This window comes from Hydrogenophaga sp. NFH-34, assembly GCF_021401345.1.
Taxonomy (GTDB): Bacteria; Pseudomonadota; Gammaproteobacteria; order Burkholderiales; family Burkholderiaceae_C; genus Hydrogenophaga; species Hydrogenophaga electricum.
The window spans coordinates 169229-190332 of the sequence record NZ_JACBGE010000006.1; the positions used below are offsets into that span (position 1 = coordinate 169229).

Consider the following 21104-nt stretch of genomic DNA (forward strand, 5'->3'; position numbering starts at 1 on the left):
GCGCGTGCCCGATGCCTCGGGGGCCGCACCGCCGCCGATCAGAACGACACCGTGGCCGACAGCTTGAAGGTACGCGGTGCACCGGCCATGACGAAGCCGTCGCCGAAGGTGCCGATCCAGTACTTCTTGTCGGCCACGTTTTCCACGCTGGCGTTGAAGCGCACGGGCGTGGCGCCGATCTGGGTCGCGTAGCTGGCGTTCAGGTCGAGCCGGTTCCACGAGGGCATGCGCAGCTTGTTGCCCGAGTCGGCCCACTGCGTGCCGGTGTGGATCACGCGGCCGCCCACCTTCAGGCCCTGCACGGGTGTCTGCCAGTCCAGCCCCAGGCGCACACGCCATTCGGGCGTGCCGAAGGTGTCCTTGCCGGTGTTGCGCTGCTCGGAACGGATGTGGGTGATCCCGCCCAGCAGCGACAGGTCTTTCGTCAGCTGGCCATACAGGCTCCACTCCACGCCGCGCAGGCGCTGCTCACCGTCGTCGACGAGCTGATTGGCGCTGTTGCTGATGAAAGACGGGCGCTGGATCTGGAAGGCGCTGAGGGTGTGCGTCAGCGCGCCGCTTTGCAGCTTGGTGCCGAACTCGACCTGTTGGGTCTGCTTGGGCGGCAGGGCCTCGCCGGCGTTGGCATAACCCACGCCCACGACCTGACCCGGCTCCAGCCCTTCGGTGTAGTTGCCGAACAGCGAGACCTGTTCGCCCCAGGGCCGCACGACGGCGGCCACCATGGGCGAGAAGCGCGCTTCGCTGTAACCGGACAGCGGCATCTCCACCGTCTGGTGGCGGCCGCCCACCGTGAGCAGCACGGTGTCGTCGGCAAAACCCAGGGTGTCGGCCACCGCGAGCGAGCGGTACTCGTTCTGGGTGGTGTAACCCTTCCAGGTCGGCGCTGCCGGGAAGACCGGCACCACCGGGTCGTACAGGTTGGTGGTGTAGCAGTAGTTGCAGGCCGTGTTGACCGTGCCTTCCTTGTGCTTGAGGACGTTGGCCGAGAGCTGCAGGCGGTGCTTGACGCCGCCGGTGTCGAACGTGCCGATCACCCCGGCTTCGGCCGTGCGGCGCTCGGATTTCGTGTGCACGTTGTAGATCGCCCCGCGTGTGGTGCCGTCCTCACCGGTGACATAGGCGCGCGTGCCGAACAGCAGGCCCTGGCCTTCGGCCTCGGAGCCCCCGACCGCGAAATAGCCCTGCCAGTCCCGGGAGAAGTCGACCTCGGCGCGCGCCAGCACGCCGCTGTTGTCGTACTCACCGTGCGTGCCGCGGAACATGTTGGTGTCGCCCGAAGGCGGCGACAGCAGCCGGCCCACGCCAGGGATCGACGCATTGCCCAGGAAGTTGAACATGCCCGGGCTGCCGTTGTCGATCTTGTTGACGCTGCTGTAGAGATCGAGCGAGAAGCGGGCGCTGTCGCCCAGGTAATCGAGCGCCAGCGCGCCGACCCGGCGGCTCTGCTCTTCGCCCTTGGCGCCCATGTCGCCGGAGCCGTACACCCCGTTGAAGCGCAGGCCCAGCCGCTGCTGATCGCCGAAACGGCGGCCCACGTCGACATGGCCCTGAAAGTACGACTCGGAGCCGTAGGTCAGCGTCAGGTCGGTCACGGGCTGCGCCAGCGCGCGCTTGGTCACCATGTTGACGGTGCCCGCCACGCTGGACAGCGGCGGCATGCCCGAAAGCAGCACGTTCGGGCCCCGCAGCACCTCGATGCGTTCGAACATCTCCACCGGCACCGAATTGGCCGGGGCGATGCCGTACAGACCGTTGGTGGCGATGTCCATCGCGCCCATGTCCAGGCCGCGCAGGTTGAAGTTCTGCAGCAGGTGGTTCTTGTTGGTGGTGAAGACGACGGCGGAGTCGTTCTCCAGCACGTCCTGCAGCGTCAGCGCGGACCAGTCCTCGGCCAGCTCGCGCGTGTAGGCGTTGACGTGCACGGGCGCTTCCATGATGGACGTGGCGCCCAGGATGCCCAGGCGCGCACCCGAAGCGGCCTTGTTGCCCGGCGCCCGGGCGGGCAGGTCTTCGCGTTCGTACTTGCTGCGCACGACCACCGGCGCCAGCACGGTGTCTTCGGCGCTGCTGGCCGGGGTCTGTGCCATCGCGGCGGTGCTGCCCGCCAGCAATGCCAGGACAAAAGGATTGGGCCGCATCCGGCGGCCAGACGACGTTTTCATGGACAGGGGTTCCTGGTTGGGAGATCGGAAAAGGGCCCGGCGACCCCTCCCTCCGGGGACCTGGTCACCAGCCCATTCGATACGATTGATTCGCAATCATTGACAAACCGATGATGGCATGCGCGCCCACGCCGGACGTTTGCGCCGCCCACAAAGATGTTTGCGCCGCACCGCCCCGAGCGCCGCTTCAGAACCGGCCGCGCGCCAGCTTGGGGGCCAGACCAAAACGCTTGCGGAAAGCAGTCGCAAAATTGGCGGCGCTGCTGTAGCCGGCCAGCAGCGCCGCCTGCGACACGCTCAGCCCGTCGCGCTCCAGCGCCTGGCGCGCGCGTTGCAGGCGGCACTCACGCAGGTGATCGAACACGGTGGTGCCATACACCGCGCGGAAGTGCTTCTGCAAGGTGTTGGCGTTGGTGCCGGCCTGGTGCGCCAGCTCGTCCAGCGACAGATCGAACGCCTGGTCGGTCTGCAAAAACGCGTGCAGCGCCCGGATGCGCCGGTATTCGTGCGGCAGCAGCCGGGTGCCGGCGGACGCCGGCGCGGGGGCTGGGGCGGACCCCGCTGGCGATCCGAGGCAGGCCAGCGCTTCGCTCACCAGCTCCAGCACCCGGCTTTCCATGTACAGGTTCAGGAACGGACCACTGAGCGCCGGCGTGTGCACGAGCTGTTCGGCCATGGCGACCGCGCGCGCGGACGGCTGCCAGGCCTGCATGGCCAGGTGCGCGTGCACGAAATCGTCCACCGGTGGCAGCGCGGCACCGGCCATGACCTGCGTCAGCCAGGGTTCGCCCATGCCGATGCTCAACCGGCGCGCCCGGTAGCCCTGCCGCGCACGCCGCTCGAAGCGGTCGCTTTCGGCGATGGAGACCAACAGCCCCCGCGGCACCGGGCCGCACCGGCCCGGCCGGCTGCGTTCGCCCGCTGCGCTGTTGAGCACCACGCGCCGATGCCCGTAGCTCACGTCCACCGAGCCTTCGAGCAGCATGACGATGCGCAGGCCCTGCTCGATCTCGCCCACCGCGGTGAAGTCCTGCGTGTCCACCATGTCGTCGGCGTGCACGTGCAGGCCCGGCCGCAGCACGTGCATGTGCCTGAGGTGGTTCTGCAACTGCAGTGCCGGTGGCGCCTGTTCAACGGCAGACATGGACACGTTCAGCGGGGAGGAGACGGACATGGCGGTGTGATCAACGGGCAGACAGACAGGCTGCGCCCGGCCGGGCGCATGGCGCGATTTCCAAACATCTTTCTTGCCACAGCAAACACGGCGGCCCGCTTTTTGTGCGATGCTCGGCAATCTCGATAATAGGAAGCATTCTCAATTATGAACGCATTGGGCGCCTCGTCACACTGGCCGGCCGACCGCGTGTCGCCAACACCACAAACACCCGGTCTGGCGCGGGCTACGCGGCGTCTGGCAGCCTTCGCCCTGGTGCTGCTCAGTGGTTGGGCACAGGCTGCCGACCGGCAGACCGTGGTCGACCTCGCCGGGCGTTCGGTGTCGGTGCCCACCCAGGTGGACCGGGTGCTGCTGGGTGAAGGACGGCTGCTGCCGGTGCTGGGCCTGCTGGAAGGCGGTGACCCGTCGCGGCGCCTGGTGGCCATGATGGGCGACTACGAAACGCTGGACCCGGCCGGCTACGCGCAGTGGCGCCGCCAGTTTCCCCAGCTCGATCGGGTGGCCCGCATCGGCCGCGCAGGCAGCAGCACCTTCAGCGACGAGCAGGCCATCGCGCTGCGGCCTCAGGTGGCGATCTTCGGCCTGGCCGGCGGGCACGGCCCGAGCAAGGGCGACCGCGAAATCGTCTCGCGGCTGGAAGCGGCCGGCACCGCCGTGCTGTTCGTGGACTTCCGCCAGGACCCGCTGAAGAACACGCCCACCAGCATCGCTCTGCTGGGCAAGGTGCTGGGCAAAAGCGACCGCGCCACCGCCTTCAACACCGAGTGGCGCCAGCAGCTCGCGCGCGTGACGGAACGCCTGGCCGGCCCGGGGGCACCCGCGCGCAAGCCCAGCGTGTTTCTGGAAAACCGCGTCGGCCTTGCGGACGAGTGCTGCGCCACCATGGTCGGCCTCGTGGGCGTGCTGCTCGACGCGGCCGGCGGCGCCAACGTGGCCAAGGGCCTGATCCCTGGCGAGCACGGCACCCTCAACCCCGAGCTGCTGCTGGCGCAGCAGCCGCAGCACTACATCGGCACCGGCATCGGCAGCCTGGCCACCGCCAGGCAGATGCCGCTGCGCGTGGTGCTCGGCGCCGACGCCACCCCCGCCGAAGCCAAAGCCTCGCTCCAGCGCGCCACGCAGCGCCGCTTCATCGACCAGTTGCAGGCCACGCGGCCCGGCCGCGCGCACGCGATCTGGCACCACTTCTACAACTCGCCGCTGAACGTGGTGGCGGTGCAGGTGATGGCGCAGTGGTTCTACCCCGAACGCTTCCAGGACCTGGACCCGCGCGTCACGCTGCAGAACCTGTACCAGCACTTCCTGCCCATTCCGCTGGAGGGCGTGTACTGGACCAGCCTGTGACCCGGCGCCGCACCTGGATCGCGTCGGCCGCCGCCATGGCCGGCGGGTTCGGCATGGCGGGCTGCGCACCGGCCCGGCCGCTGCGGGCCCGGACACCGCTGGACAGCCTGGGCGACGGCCCGGCCCAGTTGCCCGGCACCACACAGGCCGACTGGCACGACCCCGACAGCGGCCACACCTGGCGCGTCTGGGTGCAAGCCCCCGCCGCGCCGGCGCCCGCCGGCGGCCACCCGGTGCTGGTGCTGCCCGACGGCAACGCCACCTTCGCGCTCGCAGCGCAACTGGCCCGCAACAGCGCATCGCGCCCGGCGGAACTGCGCCCCGACCCGCTGGTGGTGATCGCGATCGGCCACCCGGGCGACGCGCCTTACGACCACCGCCTGCGACAGCGCGACTACACCCCGCCCGCCCCGGGCGCCTTGCCCGCCGCCGACCGGGGAGGCGCCGACCGCTGGCTGGATTTCGTGGCGCAGCAGGTGCTGCCGCGCGTGCGCGCCGCGCTGCCCGTGGACGACCGGCGCCTGAGCTTCTTCGGCCACTCCTACGGCGGTCTGCTGGGCGTGCAGGCGCTGCTGACCCGGCCGGCCCTGTTCACGCGCTGCGCCACCGCCAGCCCTTCGCTCTGGTGGAACGGCGCCCAGGTGATGCGCGAGGTCGATGCCTTCGTGCAGCGCCATGCCGCCCCCAGCACACGGCCGTTCCAGGTCCACCTGCAGCTTCGGGTCGGCGGCGACGAGCACGCCGACGCGGCCGCCACGCCCGAGCGCGCCCGGGTACAGCGCGAGCGCCACATGATCGCGCACGCCCGCACCCTGGCCGAAAGGCTGCAGGCAACGCACTGGCCCGAACTCGATGTGGACTTCGCGGTGTTGCCCGGCCTGGACCACGGCGCGGTGATGCTGCCCGCGCTGGTGGACGCCATCGCGCTCGCGCAGCGCCCGGCAGCGCCGCCGCGCCCCACCTGAGCCAGCGCCCAGCCCTTCAGAAGCCCCCAAAAAAGAAGCCCCCATGACCGCCCCCTCCTCCCCCGCCGCCGGCCTGTCGGCCCCGCCCGCGCTGGCCGGCCGCTACGCGCAGTTCGCGCGTCGGCGCTTCCTGGTGCTGGGCGTCATGGCGCTGGCCCTGCTGGCCTGCACCGTGGCCGACATGGCGATCGGCCCTTCCGACCTGAGCTTCGCCGACGTGGTCCGCGGCCTGCTCTGGCCCGACAGCGTGCCCACCGCGCAGCAGGTCATCATCTGGCAGGTGCGCCTGCCCTACGCGGTGATGGCGCTGCTGGTGGGGGCCAGCCTGGGCCTGGCCGGCGCCGAAATGCAGACCGCGCTCAACAACCCGCTGGCCAGCCCCTTCACGCTCGGCCTGTCGGCGGCGGCGGCGGTGGGCGCGTCCGTGGCGGTGGTCAGCGGCGTGACCTGGATCGCCTGGACGGAGAACCTCGCCGTCCCGGTGTTCGCCTTCATCGGCGCCGCCTGCGCCACCGGCCTGATCCAGTGGCTGTCGTGGCGCCAGGGTGCCACGGTGGACACGGTGGTGCTGTTCGGCATCGCGCTGCTGTTCACTTTCGAATCCCTGCTGTGGCTGCTGCAGTACGTGGCCGACAGCAATGCGCTGCAGCAGATCGTGTTCTGGACCATGGGCAGCCTGGGCCGCGCCACCGGCATCAAGATCGCCATCGTCGGCACCGTGCTCGGCCTCTGCATGCTCTGGTCGGCCACCCAGGTCTGGGCACTCACCGCGCTGCGTGCCGGCGAAGACCAGGCGCGCAGCTTCGGCATCCCTGTCGAACGCCTGCGCCTGGTCACGCTGCTGCGTGTGAGCCTGCTGGCCGCCACCGCGCTGTCGTTCGTGGGCACCATCGGCTTCGTCGGCCTGGTCGGGCCGCACATGGCGCGCCTGCTGCTGGGCGAAGACCACCGCTACCTGCTGCCCGGCGCGGCGCTGGCCGGCGCGCTCATGCTGTCGGCCGCCTCGATCCTCAGCAAGGCGGTGATTCCCGGCGTGGTGCTGCCCATCGGCATCGTCACCGCGCTGGTGGGCGTGCCGCTGTTCATGGTGCTGGTGCTGCGCCAGCGGAGACTGTGATGGACCAGACCCCTGCTTCCTCCGGCCTGCAACTCGACGCACTGGTGGCTGGCTACGGCGGCCAACGGGTGATCGGCGGCATCAGCCTGCCCGCCGTGGCGCCCGGCAGCCTGGTCGCGCTGGTCGGCCCGAACGCCGCCGGCAAATCGACCTTGCTCAAAGCCATCGCCGGCCTGCTGCCCGCCAGCGGCCGCGTGCTGCTGGACGGCGCCGACATGGCCACGCTGCCCACCCGCGAACGCCTGCGGCGCATCGGCTACCTGCCGCAGGCGCTGCCGCAACCGACCTCGCTGCTGGCCTACGAGATCTGGCAGAGCGCGCTGCGCGCCGGCCGCAGCGAATGGCCGGCCGAGCGGCGTGCGGCGGCGATCGAACAGGTGGTGGCCGAGCTGGATCTGGCCGCACTGGGCCTGCGGCGCATGGACGAACTCTCGGGCGGGCAGCGCCAGATGGTCGGCCTGGCCCAGGCCATCGTGCGGGCGCCGCGCCTGCTGCTGCTCGACGAACCCACCAGCGCACTCGACCTGCGCTGGCAACTGACCGTGCTCGACACCCTGCGGCGCCACGCGCGCGCCACCGGCACGCTGTGCCTGGTGGCGGTGCACGACCTGAACCTCGCCGCGCGTTTCTGCGACCAGGTGCTGGTGCTGCACCACGGTGCGCTCGCGGCCGCCGGGGCACCGGCCCAGATCCTGACGCCCGCGCTGCTGCGGCAGGTCTACGGTGTGCGCGCCCGCGTCGAAACCTGCTCGCAAGGGCACCTCATGGTGCTGGCCGACGCCACCGCCAATGCCGCTTCCGATTCCGTCCCCAGCCCGCTTGCCGCCACCTCATGATCCGTCGCCAAGGCCACGTCGCCACGCCCGAAGCCAGCCGCATCCTGCAGCGCCTGTGCTACCACTTCAGCCGCAAGATCCCCGTGCACCACGACGCGCACCAGGGCGATGCCGCGTTTCCCTGGGGCCGCTGCCTGCTGACTGCGGACGCCGCGCTGCTGCGCTTCGATTGCCAGGCCGCCGACGCCGAACAACTGGCCCGGGTGCAGGCCGCCATCGACGCGCACATCGAGCTGTTCTCGCGCAAGGACCCGCTGCGGGTCGACTGGCAGGCCATCGAACCCCTGGCCTGACCGCCTTCACACGGCGTCAGTGCGGGGTGCCAGCCGGCCCACCCCGCACCCGCCAGCCCAGGCAGCCCGCACGCACCGCCGCGTCGATGGCAGGGCTCCAGCCGTGCGCCTGCGCCAGCGCCATCAAAGCGCTGTGCGAGGCGTGGCTGTGCCAGAGCGCCGCCTGCCGGCGCTGTGTGCAAGCATCGGGGCTGCAGACCAGGCGCAGCAGCGTGCGGTGCAGTTCGCCCAGCACCTCGGCCGCCATGTCGGGGCGCCCCTGCGCTTCGTTCAGCGCCGCCAGCCCGTCGCTGCAAGCCACGAGCCCGTCCATGGCCGCACAGGCCTCGGCCGGCACGGAAGCGTGCAGCGCCCCGAAGGCCTGGGCCAGCCCCTGGCGGTAGAACGCCATCGCCGTCAGCAGACGGCCTTCCCGCTGCGCCGCCCGCGCCCAGGCCAGCACCCGCGGGCTTGCTGACAGTCCTGCTCCTGATGCGGGAGCGCGCCGCGCCGCCGCCCCGCTGTCCATCGACATCGCCATACCGACCTCCTTGTGAATTTATGAGAATGATTCTCATATGAATTTCAAAGCGGTGCTGGAAATACCTGTTGATCAAGCGCAAAAGCCTGTCCGTTTTTCCCGTTACCCCACCCCGATGACGACGTTCTCCTTCTGAAAACAGCGCCCAGGGCTGTCTGCGGGTGTCCGCCGCCCGCGGCGGACAGGGTGTCGTTTTTTAGATACGCATCTTAAAAATCAAATGAAAATTGTTATCATTTAATAACAGCCAGCCACCATCCGGACACCCACGCCCCCGCTGCGGGCGTGCCGCCGTCCGCGCGAGCCAGCAATGTCCCTTCCGCTCCTTCAGGAAGACACCTGGTGTCTCGCGTTCCATGTTCCTTCGCACCCTTGCTGCTCCGGGCGTTCACCGCCCGCCTCGCGCGGCCCGCGGCTTCGACATCACCAACTTCCAGGAAGACGGCATCGGCATGCCCGTTGCCACGGGACTGCTGCATGGCGACATGGACACCGCGGTGTGCGCCGGGTCGAGGTGCTGCGCGGCGCCACGCAGCCTGTCCATCACCCTCAACTGGAAACACTGAACCCATCATGAGCCCCCGCAGCCTGCGCACCTGGAGCTGGGTGCACACCTGGAGCAGCCTGATCAGCACGGTCTTCCTGCTGCTGCTGTGCATCACCGGCCTGCCCCTGATCTTCCACCACGAAATCGGCCACCTGCTGGGCACCGAGGTCGAGGCCCCGGCCATGGCCGCCGACACGCCCAAGGTCCCGCTGGACCGGCTGCTCACCACCGCCCAGGCGCAGCACCCGGACCGGGTGGTGCAGTTCGCCTCGCCCGACGAGGACGACGACAACCTCTGGTTCTTCACGCTGACACCGACGCCCGCTCCGACCGACGACTTCCGCTCGGTGGTGCTGGACGCGCGCACCGGCGAGGTGCTGGCCCAGCCGCGTTTCGACCAGGGCTTCATGTGGGTCATGTTCAAGCTGCACGTCGACCTGTTCGCCGGCCTGCCGGGCAAGCTTTTCCTGGGGCTCATGGGCCTGCTCATGCTGGCCGCCATCGTCAGCGGCACCGTGCTCTACGCGCCCTTCATGCGCAAGCTGCGCTTCGGCGAGGTGCGGCGCGACCGCTCGCCGCGCGTGAAGTGGCTGGACCTGCACAACCTGCTGGGCGTGGTGACCCTGGTGTGGGCCTTCGTGGTCGGCGGTACCGGCATGATCAACACGTGGGCCGACCTGCTCATCAAGTACTGGCAGTACACCGAGCTGAGCAGCCTGCTCGCGCCCTACCAGGGCCAGCCCGTCACCCCGGTGGCCGAACGGGCTCCGCTGCAACGCGCCCACGACGCGGCGCTGGCCGAGGCGCCCGGCATGAAGCTGTCGTTCGTGGCCTTCCCGGGCACCGCCTATTCCAGCCCGCACCACACCACCTTCTTCCTGCGCGGCAACGAGCCGTTAACCGCCCGCCTGCTGCTGCCGGTGCTGGTGGACGCCAAGACCGCGGAAGTCAGCGCCGCGGCCCCGCTGCCCTGGTACCTGACCGCGCTGCTGGTGTCGCAGCCCCTGCATTTCGGCGACTACGGCGGCCGGCCCATGCAGATCCTCTGGGCGGTGCTCGACGTCATCACCATCATCGTGCTGGGCAGCGGCCTGTACCTCTGGATCGCGCGGCGGCGCCAGGCCCGCGCACAGCGCCAGGCGCCCGCCGCCGGCGGCGCCTTGAGTCCGGCAGGAGAAGCCCCATGAGCCTGTGGCAGATCTTTCGCTGGCCGCTGGTCGTGGGCCTGCTGTGCCTGATCGGCCTGATCTCCGGCCTGGTCTCCGACGACTGGGGCGACCACCTCGCGGCCATCGGCCTCGGCCTGCCGGTGCTGCTGAGCGCCTGGTTCGGCTGGCGGCGGCCCCGCGCCTGACGCTGGCCGCCGCGACGGCCGCCCGACCCCTTCTTTTCCTCACTTGCGCTTGACCACCATGTCCCTGCCCTTTGCCCACTCCCCCGTGTCCACCGCCGTCCTGCTGGCGGCGGGCCTGGCCGTCGCCACCAGCGCCCATGCCCAGACCAGCAGCGAGGCGCACACGCTGAAGACCGTGACGGTCCGCGCCAGCAGCACGCCGACCCTGACCACCGAAAACACCCAGTCGTACACCGCCGAGGGCGCCAGCACCGCCACGGGCCTGACCCTGACGCTGCGCGAGACGCCGCAGTCGGTCACCGTGGTCACGCGCGAGCGCCTGGACGACCAGGGCCTCAACAGCATCAAAGACGTCGTCGAACAGACCGCGGGCATCTCGTCCCAGGAGTTCGACAGCGCCCGCTACGGCTTTGCCGCACGGGGCTTCGACATCACCAACCTGCAGGTCGACGGCGTCGCCACCGCCTGGGAAGCCGGCTGGTCGGCCGGTGAATCGCTGTCCGGCGTGGCCATCTACGACCGCATCGAAATCGTGCGCGGGGCGGCGGGGCTGCTGGTGGGCGTGGGCAACCCGTCGGCCGCGATCAACATGGTGCGCAAGCGCGCCACCAGCAAGGTCTTCACCGGCCAGTTGGAACTGGGCCTGGGCAACCACCAGCAGACCCACGGCATGGTCGATCTGAGCACCCCGCTCAATGCCGACGGCAGCGTGCGCGCCCGCGTCGTCGGTGCGCTGCAGAAGCAGGATTCCGTGCGCCAGGGCGCCGGGGAAGACCACAACGAGTTCTACGGCACGGTGGCGGCCGATCTCACGCCGCGCACCCAGCTCACGGTCGGCGCCAGCCAGCAGGTCAACGACCCCAAGAGCCCGTCGTGGGGCGGCATTCCGGCGTGGTACAGCGACGGTTCGCGCACGGACTTCGACCCGTCCACCACCACCTCCGCCGACTGGACGCGCTACAAGGCCACCAACAAAGTGGCCTTCGCCGAACTCAAGCACCGGCTGGACAACGACTGGAAGCTGCGCAGCACCGTCCAGCACAGCGAAACCGGAGGCTTTTCCAAATTGCTCTACATCTACGGGGTCGTCGATCGCCAGACCGGCCTGGGCCTGACGGCCTGGCCCGGCCGCTACGCCACCAGCCGCAAGCAGGACGACGTGGACCTGCAGGCCAGCGGCCCGTTCGACGCCTTCGGCCGCCGGCACGAGCTGACGGTGGGCCTGCAGCACTCGACCCAGAAGTTCGACGCCGACGGGTACCCCGCCCTGAGCTGGCCCGACGTGGGCGACTTCCGCAACTGGACGGGCCATTCGGCCGAACCGGTCTGGGGCGACCGCTACGACTACGAGTCCTTCAAAACCACGCAGACCGGCCTCTACGCCGCCACCAAGCTGTCCCTCACCGACCCGCTCAAGCTGATCCTGGGCGCACGCGCCACCGAATGGAAGAAGTCGGGCCTGGACTACTACGGCAGCGCCTACGCCATCAAGCACAGCAAGGTCACCCCCTACGCCGGCCTGGTCTACGACCTGAACGACACCTACTCGGCCTTTGCCAGCTACACCAGCATCTTCAACCCGCAAAGCGAACGCGACCGCAACGGCCGCTACCTCGACCCGATCGAAGGCAACAGCAAGGAAGTCGGCATCAAGGCCGAGTACCTCGATGGCCGCCTGAACGCCGGCCTGACCCTGTTCCAGATCGATCAGGACAACCTCGCGCAGGCCGACGTGGGCCAGATGGTGCCGGGCTCCAGCCCGCCCGCTCAGGCCTACTACGCGGCCCAGGGCACCCGCAGCCGGGGCTTCGAGCTGGACGTGTCGGGCGAACTGCAGCCCGGCTGGAACCTGAGCGTGGGCCTGTCGCAGTTCAAGGCCCAGGACGCCGCGAACAAGGACGTCAATTCCGACATGCCGCGCAAGATGCTCAAGGTGTTCACCAGCTACCGCCTGCCCGGCGCATGGAGCAAGCTGGTGCTCGGCGGCGGCGTCAACTGGGTGGGCGGTCACTACGGCGAAGGCCTTGACCCGACGGGCAACGTCAGCCGCATCGAGCAGGCGGCCTACACCTTGGTCAACCTGATGGCGCGCTACGAAATCAGCCCGCAGACCAGCCTGCAGCTCAACATCGACAACGCCACCGACAAGCGCTACTACTCGCAAGTGGGCTTCTACAGCCAGTACGCCTGGGCCGAACCCCGCTCGGTGCTGCTGACACTCAAGCACCGGTTCTGATCACCGCCGTGCATACCCCGTGGCCAGGACGCCGGCGGCCGGCCACCCGCCGCCGCACCGACCGCCGGGGCGAAAAGGGCTGACCGCCATGCCCGAGCGACTGGCCGCCCTGATCGCGCAAGCCGGCCTCCAGCCGACCCGTTACCGGCTGGAGGTGCTGGCGCAGTTCTGCCGCTTCGGACCCACGCCCCGCGGCTGGCAGGACGCCTACGCCGCGCTGCGCCAGCGCGGCGTCCCGGTGGCCTACAGTTCGGTGACGCGGTTGTGCGTCTCGCTCGTGCGCGCCGGCCTGCTGCAAAGCGTGCCCTCCGGCGGGCGCCAGTACACCTTGCGCCCCACCGCGCCGGTGATCGCGGCCTGGCAGGATGTCGACCGCGCCGATCCACCATCCTGATGCGTGGCCGGCATCCAAAATGGCGCCACCGCCCGCGCACGGCGGTGGCGCGGGTCTAGAATGAAATTGTTCTCATTTACTCAAAGGAGCAGGAGCACCATGAAACCTTCGTCCATCGCCGCCGCCGTGCTGGCCTTGTCTTCCCTGGGCCTGGCCCCCTGGGCCGCCCAGGCGCAGACGCCTTCCATCGCGGTCACGGCCCCGACCGCCACCTCTGCGGTCGACTACAAGGCCGTGGCGCGCCACTACGCCACCCTGGTGCACGCCAACTACAGCGACGCCCTGTCCAGCGCCCGGGACATGCAGGCCACCATCGCCGCCTTCGTGGCCGCGCCCTCGGCCGAAGGCCTGAACAAGGCACGCAAGGCCTGGCTGAACGCGCGCGAGTTCTATGGCCAGACCGAGGCGTTCCGTTTCTACGGTGGCCCGATCGACGACGACAACGGACCCGAAGGCCAGATCAATGCCTGGCCGCTGGACGAAGCCTATGTGGACTACGTCGAAGGCAAGCCCGACAGCGGCCTGGTCAACAACCCGAAGTTCAAGATCACCAAGGCCAACCTGGCCAAATTCAACGAGCGCGGCGGTGAAGAGAACATCAGCGCCGGCTGGCACGCCATCGAATTCCTGCTGTGGGGCCAGGACCTGAGCGAAACCGGCCCGGGCAACCGCAGCTTCGAAGACTACGTGGTGGGCAAGGGCAAGAATGCCGAGCGCCGCGCCCAATACCTGACGGTGGCCACCTCGCTGCTGATCGACGACCTGGCGGCCGTCACCAAGGCCTGGGAACCCGGCAAGAAGAACTACCGAGCCAAGTTTGAAAAGGGCGGCAAGGAATCGGTGCGCAAGATCATCGTGGGCCTGGGCTCGCTCTCGCGCGGTGAACTCTCGGGCGAACGCCTGGAAGTGGCCCTGAACTCGCAGGACCAGGAAGACGAACACTCTTGCTTCTCCGACAACACCCACCGCGATGCCGCCACCAACGCCAAGGGCATCCAGAACGTGTGGCTGGGCCAGTACCGCCAGCGCGACGGCAGCCTGCTCAAGGGCCCGGGCGTGCGCGATCTGGTGGCCACCAAGAACCCGGCGCTGAGCGACAAGGTGACCGTGCAGATCGCCGAGTCGGTCAAGCTGGCCGAGGGCATCCCGGCCCCGTTCGACCGCGCCATCATCCAGGGCTCGGCCGGTCGCCCGGTGATCGAAAAGACCATCGCCAGCCTGGTCGAGCAGTCCAAGCTGCTGGTGGAATCCGCCGGGGCCGTCGGCATCGCCAAGCTGACCCTGGTCGAACCCTGAGGCCGCACCGGAGCGGCCTGGTGCCGCTCTTTCTGGCCCGGCGCGCCCACGGGGTGCCGCGCCGGGCCCGTTCCAGCCCCGACGGGCCACCCCTGCAGAATCCCCGACACCATGAAACTCCATCCCGCAGCCAGCCGTTTCACGCTAGCCATGGGGGCTGTCGCGGCCGCATCGGCCTTGCTGTTCCTCCACGTCCGGGCCAGCGCCGAACCCGACCCCGACCCGCTGGGTGAACGCACCGGCGGTCGCGGCACCGTTTTCGCCACTGGCCGCCAGGCGTTTTCTTTCGGCCTGGCCAATCTCACCGATGCCGAGCAGACGCGCTTCGTCATCGGCAATTCGTTCTTCAAGCGCAACTGGGTCGAGGCACCGGCCTCCACCACCGCGCGCGACGGCCTGGGCCCGCATTTCATCGCCCGCTCCTGCGCCGGCTGCCACGTGATGGACGGCCGCGGCGCCCCCCCCGAGTGGAAAAACACCCTCGGCCCCGACCCCGAGAACACCGTCGCGCTGCTGTTCCGCCTGTCGGTGCCGGGCACGCCCGACCCGCACGCCGGCGTCAAGCCCGAGCCGGTTTACGGGGACCAGCTCAACAACGCCGCCATCCAGGGCGTCCAGCCCGAAGGGCAGGTCGAGATCCGCGTGCAGCCCGTTCCCGGCCGCTTTGCCGATGGCACCCGCTACACGCTGCAAAAACCGGTCTACCGCTTCACGAAGCTGGGCTACGGACCGATGGCGCCCGACGTGATGGTCAGCCCGCGCATCGCACCCCAGGTCATTGGCCTGGGCCTGCTCGAAGCCATCCCGGAAAGCGAGATCCTGGCCAATGCGCGCGACCAGGCGGCGGCCGGCGGCCCCATCCAGGGCCAGCCCAACCGCATCTGGGACGCTTTCGCGCAGAAGGAGGTGATCGGCCGCTTCGGCTGGAAAGCCAACACCGGCACCGTGGCACACCAGAGCGCCGGCGCCTTTCTGGGCGACATGGGCATCACCAGCAGCGTGAACTGGCGCGAGACCTGCACCCCGGCCCAGAAAGACTGCCTGGCCGCACCGCACGGCGGCGGCCGGCGCAAGGGCCGTGACGGGCTGGTGCCCGCGGCGATGGCCCGTGCCGATCAGCCGGAAATCGACGACAAGACCCTGGGCGACGTGATCTTCTACACCGCCACCCTGGCCCCGCCGGCCCGGCGCCAGCCGGACGACCCGCAGGTGCTGCGCGGTCAGGCCCTGTTCGCGCAGGCCCAGTGCGCCACCTGCCACCGGCCCAGCTACGTGACCGGCGCACCGCCGTTTCCGCACCTGACCAGCGCCAGCATCGCCGGCCAGCGCATCTGGCCCTACACCGACCTGCTGCTGCACGACATGGGCCCCGATCTGGCCGATGGGCGCCCCGACTTCCAGGCCAGCGGCCAGCAATGGAAGACGCCGCCGCTCTGGGGCATCGGGATGTTCAAGGCCGTCAACGGCCACACCCGCCTGCTGCACGACGGGCGCGCCAACGGCGTGCTGGAGGCCATACTCTGGCATGGCGGTGAAGCGCAGGGTGCCAAGGAAACGGTGCTCGGCATGAACCAGCGCGACCGCGAAGCCCTGGTCAAGTTTGTGGAGTCGCTGTGAACCCCCTGCCGTCTGCCCCCTCTTTCCGTGCCCGTGCTGTCCGCGCGCCCTGGCTCGGCGCCCTGCTGGCCACTGCAGCGCTGACCGCGCAGGCCCAGGTCGCCATGCCCTACTACACCGCCGAGCAGGCGCTGCAAGGCCTCTACGGCCGGCACGAGCAGCCCCGCGCGCAGGCCTTCCACGCCGAAGCCACGCGGCTGGTGCAGACGGCGCAGGCGCATTGCGCCCAGTCGGCCCCGCTGTCGGCCCTGCGGACGCAGTGGCAGCAGACGCTGCTGGCCTGGCAGGCGCTGGCAACGCCCGCCATCGGCCCGGTGGTGGCCCGCCGTTCGCAGCGGCAGATCGATTTCTGGCCCCCGCGGCCGGCCCTGCTGAAAAAGGCGCTCGATCGCGCGCCCCAGTCGCTGGCCGACCTGGAACGCGTCGGCAGCCCGGCCAAGGGCTTCCCGGCGCTGGAACAGCTGCTGTGGGCCGCACCGCCCGACGCGCCGCTGCCGGCCGCCACCTGCGCCTACGCCACGCTGGTGGCCCAGGGCATCGAAGCCGAAGCCGCCGCCCTGCAGACCGCTTTCGAGGCGCGCGCCGACAAAGACTGGAGCGACAGCGCCGAAGACACCGGCGCCGCGTTCGCCGAATGGATCAACCAGTGGCTGGGTGGCCTGGAGCGCCTGCGCTGGGCCTACATCGAAAAACCCCTGCGCAGCGCCAACGGCCGCGCACCCGGCTTCGCCCGCAGCACGCGCGAGGCCGACGTGGCCGACTGGCAGGCCCAGTGGCAGAGCCTGCGCGCCCAGGCCCGGCTGGCGCCGGGGCAGTACGCCACGCCCCCGGCACCTGGCGAAGCCCTGGTGCCGATCGAAGCCCTGCTCATGGGCAAGGGCCAACTGGCGCTGGCGCAGCGCTGGGCGCAGGCGCTCGACAAGGTCGACGCGGGCTTTGCCGCGCTCTCACCCCAGACGCCGCCCCAGGCCCTGCTGGCCCTGGCCCAGCAGATGAAGGCCGTGACCGTGCTCTACCAGAACGAAGTCGCCAGCGCGCTCGACGTGCCGCTGGGTTTTTCCGATGCCGATGGTGACTGACCGGGGGACGCCCCCGTGATCCGCCGCCACAGCCTGCTGGCACTGGCCGCGCTGGGCGCGATGCCCGCCTGGGCGGTGCGAGGCAGCGGCCCGGGCGCGGCCCCGGGCCACGCGACGCTGGCTGCGGCGTGGCAGGATGGCGCGCAGCAGCACATCGGGTTGATCGATGTCGCGGGCGCACACTGGTCGGTGCGCCACCACCTGGAGGTGCCCACCCGCGCGCACGGCCTGTGGGTCGAGCCGGGGGGCAGCGTGCTCGCCGCCGCGCGCCGGCCGGGCGACTGGCTGCTGCGCTGGCAGCCGCGTGACGGCGCGGTGCGGTGGCACTGGATCGACGACGACCGCCGCTTCAACGGCCACGTGATCGCCAGCACCGACGGCACCACGCTGTGGACCACCGAAACCGATCTGGACACGACCCAGGGCCGGCTCGGCGTGCGCAACGCCCGCAGTCTGGAGAAGACGGCCGAATGGGCGACCGCCGGCCGCGACCCGCACGCCCTGCTGGCCCTGCCCGAGGCGGTGGCCGGGCTGCCGGCCGGCACGCTCATCGTGGCCAACGGCGGCATTCCCACCCTGCCCGAGACCGGACGGGCCAAACGCGACCTCGGGCGCATGGACGCCTCGCTGGTGGCCCTGGACCCGGCCGACGGCCAGCTTCTCGGCCAGTGGCGCCTGGACGATCCGTACCTGAGCATCCGCCACCTCGCCTGGGACCCGGTTTCGCGCCGCGTCGGCGTGGCCCTGCAGGCCGAGCACCCGGACGCCGCCGCCAAGGCGGCCGCGCCGGTGTTGGCCGTGTGGGATGGCCGGGCTTTGCGCGCGGCCGAGCAGCAACCGGTCGTGCAGGGCTATGGCGGCGACATCTGCGCCCGCCCGGGCGGCGGCTTCGTCGTCAGCTGCCCGCGCGCCGACACGCTGGCGCTGTTCGACGCCCAGGGCCGCTGGCAAGCGCTGCGCCCCCACCGCCAGGCCTACGCGCTGGCGGCGCAGCCCCTCGGCCAGCGCTGGTGGAACGGCGGCGAACGCGACGTCATGACCACCACGGCGCCCGGCCAGAGCAGCGTCGCCACGCCCACACCAAACACCGCTGCCGGCGCGCGTCTGCAGCTCGACAACCACTGGCTGGCCTGGGCGCGCCCCTGAAACGGATGCAGCCCCAATGTGATCCCGGTGGCAAAATCGGGTGCCCGGCCCGTTGGCGGCCGGAAGGGTGAACGCTCGCTGCCCATGAACACCGCCACACCGCACTTGGCGAACGTGCTGTCCCGTTCGCCCGACTTCCGCCTGGATCAGGTCACGCCGCTGCGCGGCCGATGCCGCGGTCGACTGATCCACTGCACCTTCGATGCCCATACAGTGGACATCCCGCCGCAGGACGAGGTGGTGCTGCTGGCGGCCAATCAGTACCGGCTCAAGCGCGCACTGTTCGATTTCGGCTGGGGTTTCCGCGACCACTTCAGCAGCCATCCGCATCCGCTGCACGTGTTCCCGGCGGGCAATGGGTACCGCTGGCTCAAGGACGGCTGCGCAGACGTCACCTTGCTCGCGCTCTCCGCCGACGACCTGACCGCGCTGTTCGACGAACTTGGCCACCGCAATCCGAACGATGGCCTGTGGCAGCTTTCGCAGCGGGGTTTTGCCAACCCCATGATCTACAGCGCCCTCACGCAGCTCATGCAGCAGGCTTCGACCGGCAGCCCCCAGATTCTGGTGGACAGCTACTGCACCGTGATCGCCAACGAACTGGCGCAGCAGTGGAACACACGCACCGCCGCCCCTGCAGCGCGCAAGCTGCCTTCGGGCCAACTCGCACGGCTGATCGACCACATCAAGGAACACCTCGCGCAAGACCTCAGTCTGGACGACCTGGCCGCCCAGACCGGACTCACCAAGTACCACTTCATGCGTTGCTTCAAGGCCTCTACCGGGCGCTCGCCGCTGCAGTACGTGACCGAGCTGCGCGTGGCCCAGGCCAGCCGCCTCCTGAAGACGACGGCGCTGCCCATGGACCTCGTGGCCCGGCAGTGCGGCTTCTCGGGTGCCGACCACTTGGCCCGCGTGTTCGGCAAGGCCACCGGTCTGTCGCCTCGCGCCTACCGCACGACCGTGGGTGAGGTGCGCGCACCGCGCCGGCACTAAGCGCGCCGCTGGCGCCGGTGCTGGGCCGGCGTGATCTGGAAGTGTTTCCTGAAGGCACTGGCCAGATGGCTCTGGCTGGAAAACCCGGCCTGCACGGCGATCTCGGCGATCGGCTCCGTACCGTCTTCCAGCAGGCGCCGGGCGTGTTCCAGGCGCCGCTGCAGGATGTACTGGTGGGGGCTCGTGCCCAGGTGCGCACGGAACGAGCGCCACAACTGGGTCACGGGCATGCCCGCGCGCTCGGCCATCACCTCCAGCGAGAGGTCGTCCGCCAGATGGTCCTCGATGTGATCGAGCAGCCGCCGCCAGCGGTGCGTGCGCGGCGCCGGAACCGCGACGCTCTTGCGCGGCGTCAGGCTGGAGTGGTGGCTGAGCAGCCGGCCCGCCAGCAGGTAAGCCAGGTGGTCGGCCTGGTAGCGGCTGGCGGTGTCACCTTCGCACAGCAGTTCGATGGTGGTCTCGGCCAGGTGGGCGATCACCGGGTCGTGCGTGCACAGCCGGGGGATCAGCTCTCGAAGGGGCGAAGCGCTGCCGTAGAGCTCGTCGGCGACCTGTCGAAAAATCGCGTCGTGAACGTAGAGGTGCAGGATGCGGGGGCGCCCCGAGATCGCCCACCGGCTCGTGGACTGCCCCGGCAACAGGCTGAACTGCTGCGGCCTGAGCACCGCCTCGCGGCGCACCCGCGACAAGGTGCGCGCCACCGGGCTGGCCTTCGACACGCAGTAGGCGATGCCTGCGGTCGACGCCGCCGGCAGGTCCGCGCTCCAGGGCGATTCCTGCACCAGCGAAGCGTACAGGCCGCGCCATCGCAGGGGAGCGCTCTCGCGCAGGAGTTGCACTTCGGAGCGTTGCGCGATGCCGTGGGTCTGGCCCGGCAGAAAGACCTCATCCGGCGCTGGGAGGGCGGGCGTGCTCATGGAACGATTTTGACAACGGCGAATGGATTCCGATAGACCCGCCGGGGGGCGCCCACAGATGATGCGGCCACCGCAAGGTTCGCGGGTATCTCACACAGGTTCCTACCATGACCACTTCCTTTGAATCCGTGCGCGTCGCCGCCGTGCATGCCGCCGCGCCCTTTCTCAACCTCGAGGCCGGGGTGCAGCGCACGATCGAGTTCATCCACCAGGCCGCCTCGGGCGGCGCGCGCCTCGTCGCCTTTCCGGAGACCTTCCTGCCAGGCTACCCGCACTGGATCTGGTCCCACACCTCGAAGTACGCGGCACCGCTGTTCGCCGAGCTGTACCGCAACGCCATCGAGTTCCCGAGCCCGCAGGCCGATCAGATCGCCACGGCAGCGCGCGAGGCCGGCATCTGGGTCTGCATGGGCGTCAATGAGCGCGAGGGCGGCACGCTCTACAACACCATGGCATGGTTCTCGCCCGAAGGGCGCCTGGTCGCGCGGCACCGCAAGCTGCACCCGACCAACGCCGAGCGCACCGTGTGGGGACGCGGCGACGGGCGCGATGTCTTCGTGGTGGACACCGGCTTCGCCAAGGTCGGTGGTCTCATCTGTTTCGAGCACAGCATGGACCTGAACCGCCACGCGCTGGCCGCCATGGGTGAACAGATCCACGTCGCCTCCTGGCCCGCCATCAACGCCACCCACGGCGACCCCAACGCGGGCGACTTCGATCACTACTCGACCACCCTGGCCGCCGCGCACGCGATCTGCGCGCAGACCTACGTGATCCTGGTGCAGGGCCGCGTGTCGGAAGAGATCGTCGAGCGCCTGGGCATGAAGCCCGGCCCGGACGCGCCCACCGTGGGCGGCGGCATCAGCGGCTTCATGGGACCGAACGGCAAATGGCTGGCCGAGCCGCACCGCGACACCGAGGCCGTGATCTACGCCGACCTCGACCTCTCCATGATCGCGTTCGCCAAGTTCTTCGCCGACGGCGCCGGCCACTACAGCCGCCCCGACGTGTTCAGCTTCGACGTGAACCGAGCGCCACAGACCGCGCTGCCCCAGGCCGCCGTGGTCCAGGGCACGGTGCGGGCGATGGGCGATGCCTGAGCCGT

Annotated in this window: 20 protein-coding genes; 16 read left to right on the forward strand and 4 right to left on the reverse strand. The window is 70.0% G+C overall.

Annotated features, from left to right (window positions below; genetic code table 11):
• Window positions 1-38: 38 nt before the first annotated feature.
• On the reverse strand, window positions 39-2165 hold the full coding sequence (locus L0977_RS07675; RefSeq protein ID WP_234264268.1) for a TonB-dependent receptor: 2127 nt from the start codon (window positions 2163-2165) through the stop codon (window positions 39-41).
• 187 nt (window positions 2166-2352) lie between these two features.
• Window positions 2353-3339, reverse strand: a complete 987-nt coding sequence (locus L0977_RS07680) for a helix-turn-helix transcriptional regulator (protein ID WP_234264269.1) — start codon at window positions 3337-3339, stop codon at window positions 2353-2355.
• Between the two features lie 147 nt (window positions 3340-3486).
• Here L0977_RS07680 and L0977_RS07685 point away from each other — a divergent pair, with 147 nt between their 5' ends.
• From L0977_RS07685 to L0977_RS07705, 5 genes are read left to right on the forward strand one after another with little or no spacing between them, the layout of a single operon-like run.
• The gene (locus L0977_RS07685; RefSeq protein ID WP_234264270.1) at window positions 3487-4686 is read left to right on the forward strand and encodes an iron ABC transporter substrate-binding protein; all 1200 of its coding nucleotides are present in this window, start codon (window positions 3487-3489) and stop codon (window positions 4684-4686) included.
• Complete coding sequence (locus tag L0977_RS07690) at window positions 4683-5651, forward strand: alpha/beta hydrolase (RefSeq protein WP_234264271.1); 969 nt, start codon at window positions 4683-4685, stop codon at window positions 5649-5651. The genes L0977_RS07685 and L0977_RS07690 overlap by 4 nt, the downstream gene beginning before the upstream one ends.
• Window positions 5652-5694: 43 nt before the next feature.
• A complete protein-coding gene (locus tag L0977_RS07695; protein WP_234264272.1) occupies window positions 5695-6768 on the forward strand; it encodes a FecCD family ABC transporter permease in 1074 nt (357 codons plus the stop codon).
• A complete protein-coding gene (locus L0977_RS07700) occupies window positions 6768-7604 on the forward strand; it encodes an ABC transporter ATP-binding protein (protein ID WP_234264273.1) in 837 nt (278 codons plus the stop codon). The genes L0977_RS07695 and L0977_RS07700 overlap by 1 nt, the downstream gene beginning before the upstream one ends.
• Window positions 7601-7897 (forward strand): DUF2218 domain-containing protein, encoded by a 297-nt coding sequence (locus L0977_RS07705; protein WP_234264274.1) that lies wholly within the window; start codon window positions 7601-7603, stop codon window positions 7895-7897. The genes L0977_RS07700 and L0977_RS07705 overlap by 4 nt, the downstream gene beginning before the upstream one ends.
• 16 nt (window positions 7898-7913) lie before the next feature.
• On the opposite strand, the gene L0977_RS07710 is transcribed toward L0977_RS07705, so the two are convergent.
• Complete coding sequence (locus tag L0977_RS07710) at window positions 7914-8417, reverse strand: hypothetical protein (protein WP_234264275.1); 504 nt, start codon at window positions 8415-8417, stop codon at window positions 7914-7916.
• Window positions 8418-8773: 356 nt separating this feature from the next.
• Between L0977_RS07710 and L0977_RS07715 the strand changes: the two genes are divergently transcribed.
• The 10 genes from L0977_RS07715 (at window position 8774) to L0977_RS07760 (ending at window position 19082) form a co-directional block, all read left to right on the forward strand.
• On the forward strand, window positions 8774-8983 hold the full coding sequence (locus L0977_RS07715) for a hypothetical protein (RefSeq protein WP_234264276.1): 210 nt from the start codon (window positions 8774-8776) through the stop codon (window positions 8981-8983).
• Window positions 8984-8990: 7 nt separating this feature from the next.
• Window positions 8991-10151, forward strand: coding sequence for a PepSY-associated TM helix domain-containing protein (locus L0977_RS07720; protein WP_234264277.1), 1161 nt, complete (start codon window positions 8991-8993; stop codon window positions 10149-10151).
• Window positions 10148-10318: a hypothetical protein gene (locus L0977_RS07725; protein ID WP_234264278.1), complete on the forward strand. Its 171-nt coding sequence runs from the start codon at window positions 10148-10150 to the stop codon at window positions 10316-10318. The genes L0977_RS07720 and L0977_RS07725 overlap by 4 nt, the downstream gene beginning before the upstream one ends.
• 58 nt (window positions 10319-10376) lie before the next feature.
• Complete coding sequence (locus L0977_RS07730; protein ID WP_234264322.1) at window positions 10377-12554, forward strand: TonB-dependent siderophore receptor; 2178 nt, start codon at window positions 10377-10379, stop codon at window positions 12552-12554.
• Between the two features lie 88 nt (window positions 12555-12642).
• Window positions 12643-12948, forward strand: coding sequence for a hypothetical protein (locus L0977_RS07735; protein ID WP_234264279.1), 306 nt, complete (start codon window positions 12643-12645; stop codon window positions 12946-12948).
• Between the two features lie 99 nt (window positions 12949-13047).
• Window positions 13048-14244, forward strand: a complete 1197-nt coding sequence (locus L0977_RS07740) for an imelysin family protein (protein WP_234264280.1) — start codon at window positions 13048-13050, stop codon at window positions 14242-14244.
• Between the two features lie 111 nt (window positions 14245-14355).
• Window positions 14356-15861, forward strand: coding sequence for a di-heme oxidoreductase family protein (locus L0977_RS07745; RefSeq protein ID WP_442786618.1), 1506 nt, complete (start codon window positions 14356-14358; stop codon window positions 15859-15861).
• Window positions 15858-16940: an imelysin family protein gene (locus L0977_RS07750; RefSeq protein WP_234264281.1), complete on the forward strand. Its 1083-nt coding sequence runs from the start codon at window positions 15858-15860 to the stop codon at window positions 16938-16940. Before L0977_RS07745 ends, L0977_RS07750 begins: the two co-directional genes overlap by 4 nt.
• Before the next feature lie 15 nt (window positions 16941-16955).
• Window positions 16956-18086 carry a DUF1513 domain-containing protein gene (locus L0977_RS07755; protein ID WP_234264282.1) on the forward strand — a complete coding sequence of 377 codons (1131 nt, stop codon included), beginning with the start codon at window positions 16956-16958 and terminating at the stop codon, window positions 18084-18086.
• A gap of 84 nt (window positions 18087-18170) precedes the next feature.
• Complete coding sequence (locus L0977_RS07760) at window positions 18171-19082, forward strand: AraC family transcriptional regulator (protein WP_234264283.1); 912 nt, start codon at window positions 18171-18173, stop codon at window positions 19080-19082.
• Here the strand turns inward: L0977_RS07760 and L0977_RS07765 are convergent.
• Window positions 19079-19999 (reverse strand): helix-turn-helix domain-containing protein, encoded by a 921-nt coding sequence (locus tag L0977_RS07765; protein ID WP_234264284.1) that lies wholly within the window; start codon window positions 19997-19999, stop codon window positions 19079-19081. The two genes, L0977_RS07760 and L0977_RS07765, sit on opposite strands and share 4 nt — an antisense overlap.
• Window positions 20000-20106: 107 nt before the next feature.
• On the opposite strand from L0977_RS07765, the gene L0977_RS07770 reads away from it, so the two are divergent.
• The gene (locus L0977_RS07770; protein WP_234264285.1) at window positions 20107-21099 is read left to right on the forward strand and encodes a carbon-nitrogen hydrolase family protein; all 993 of its coding nucleotides are present in this window, start codon (window positions 20107-20109) and stop codon (window positions 21097-21099) included.
• Window positions 21100-21104: the final 5 nt, after the last annotated feature.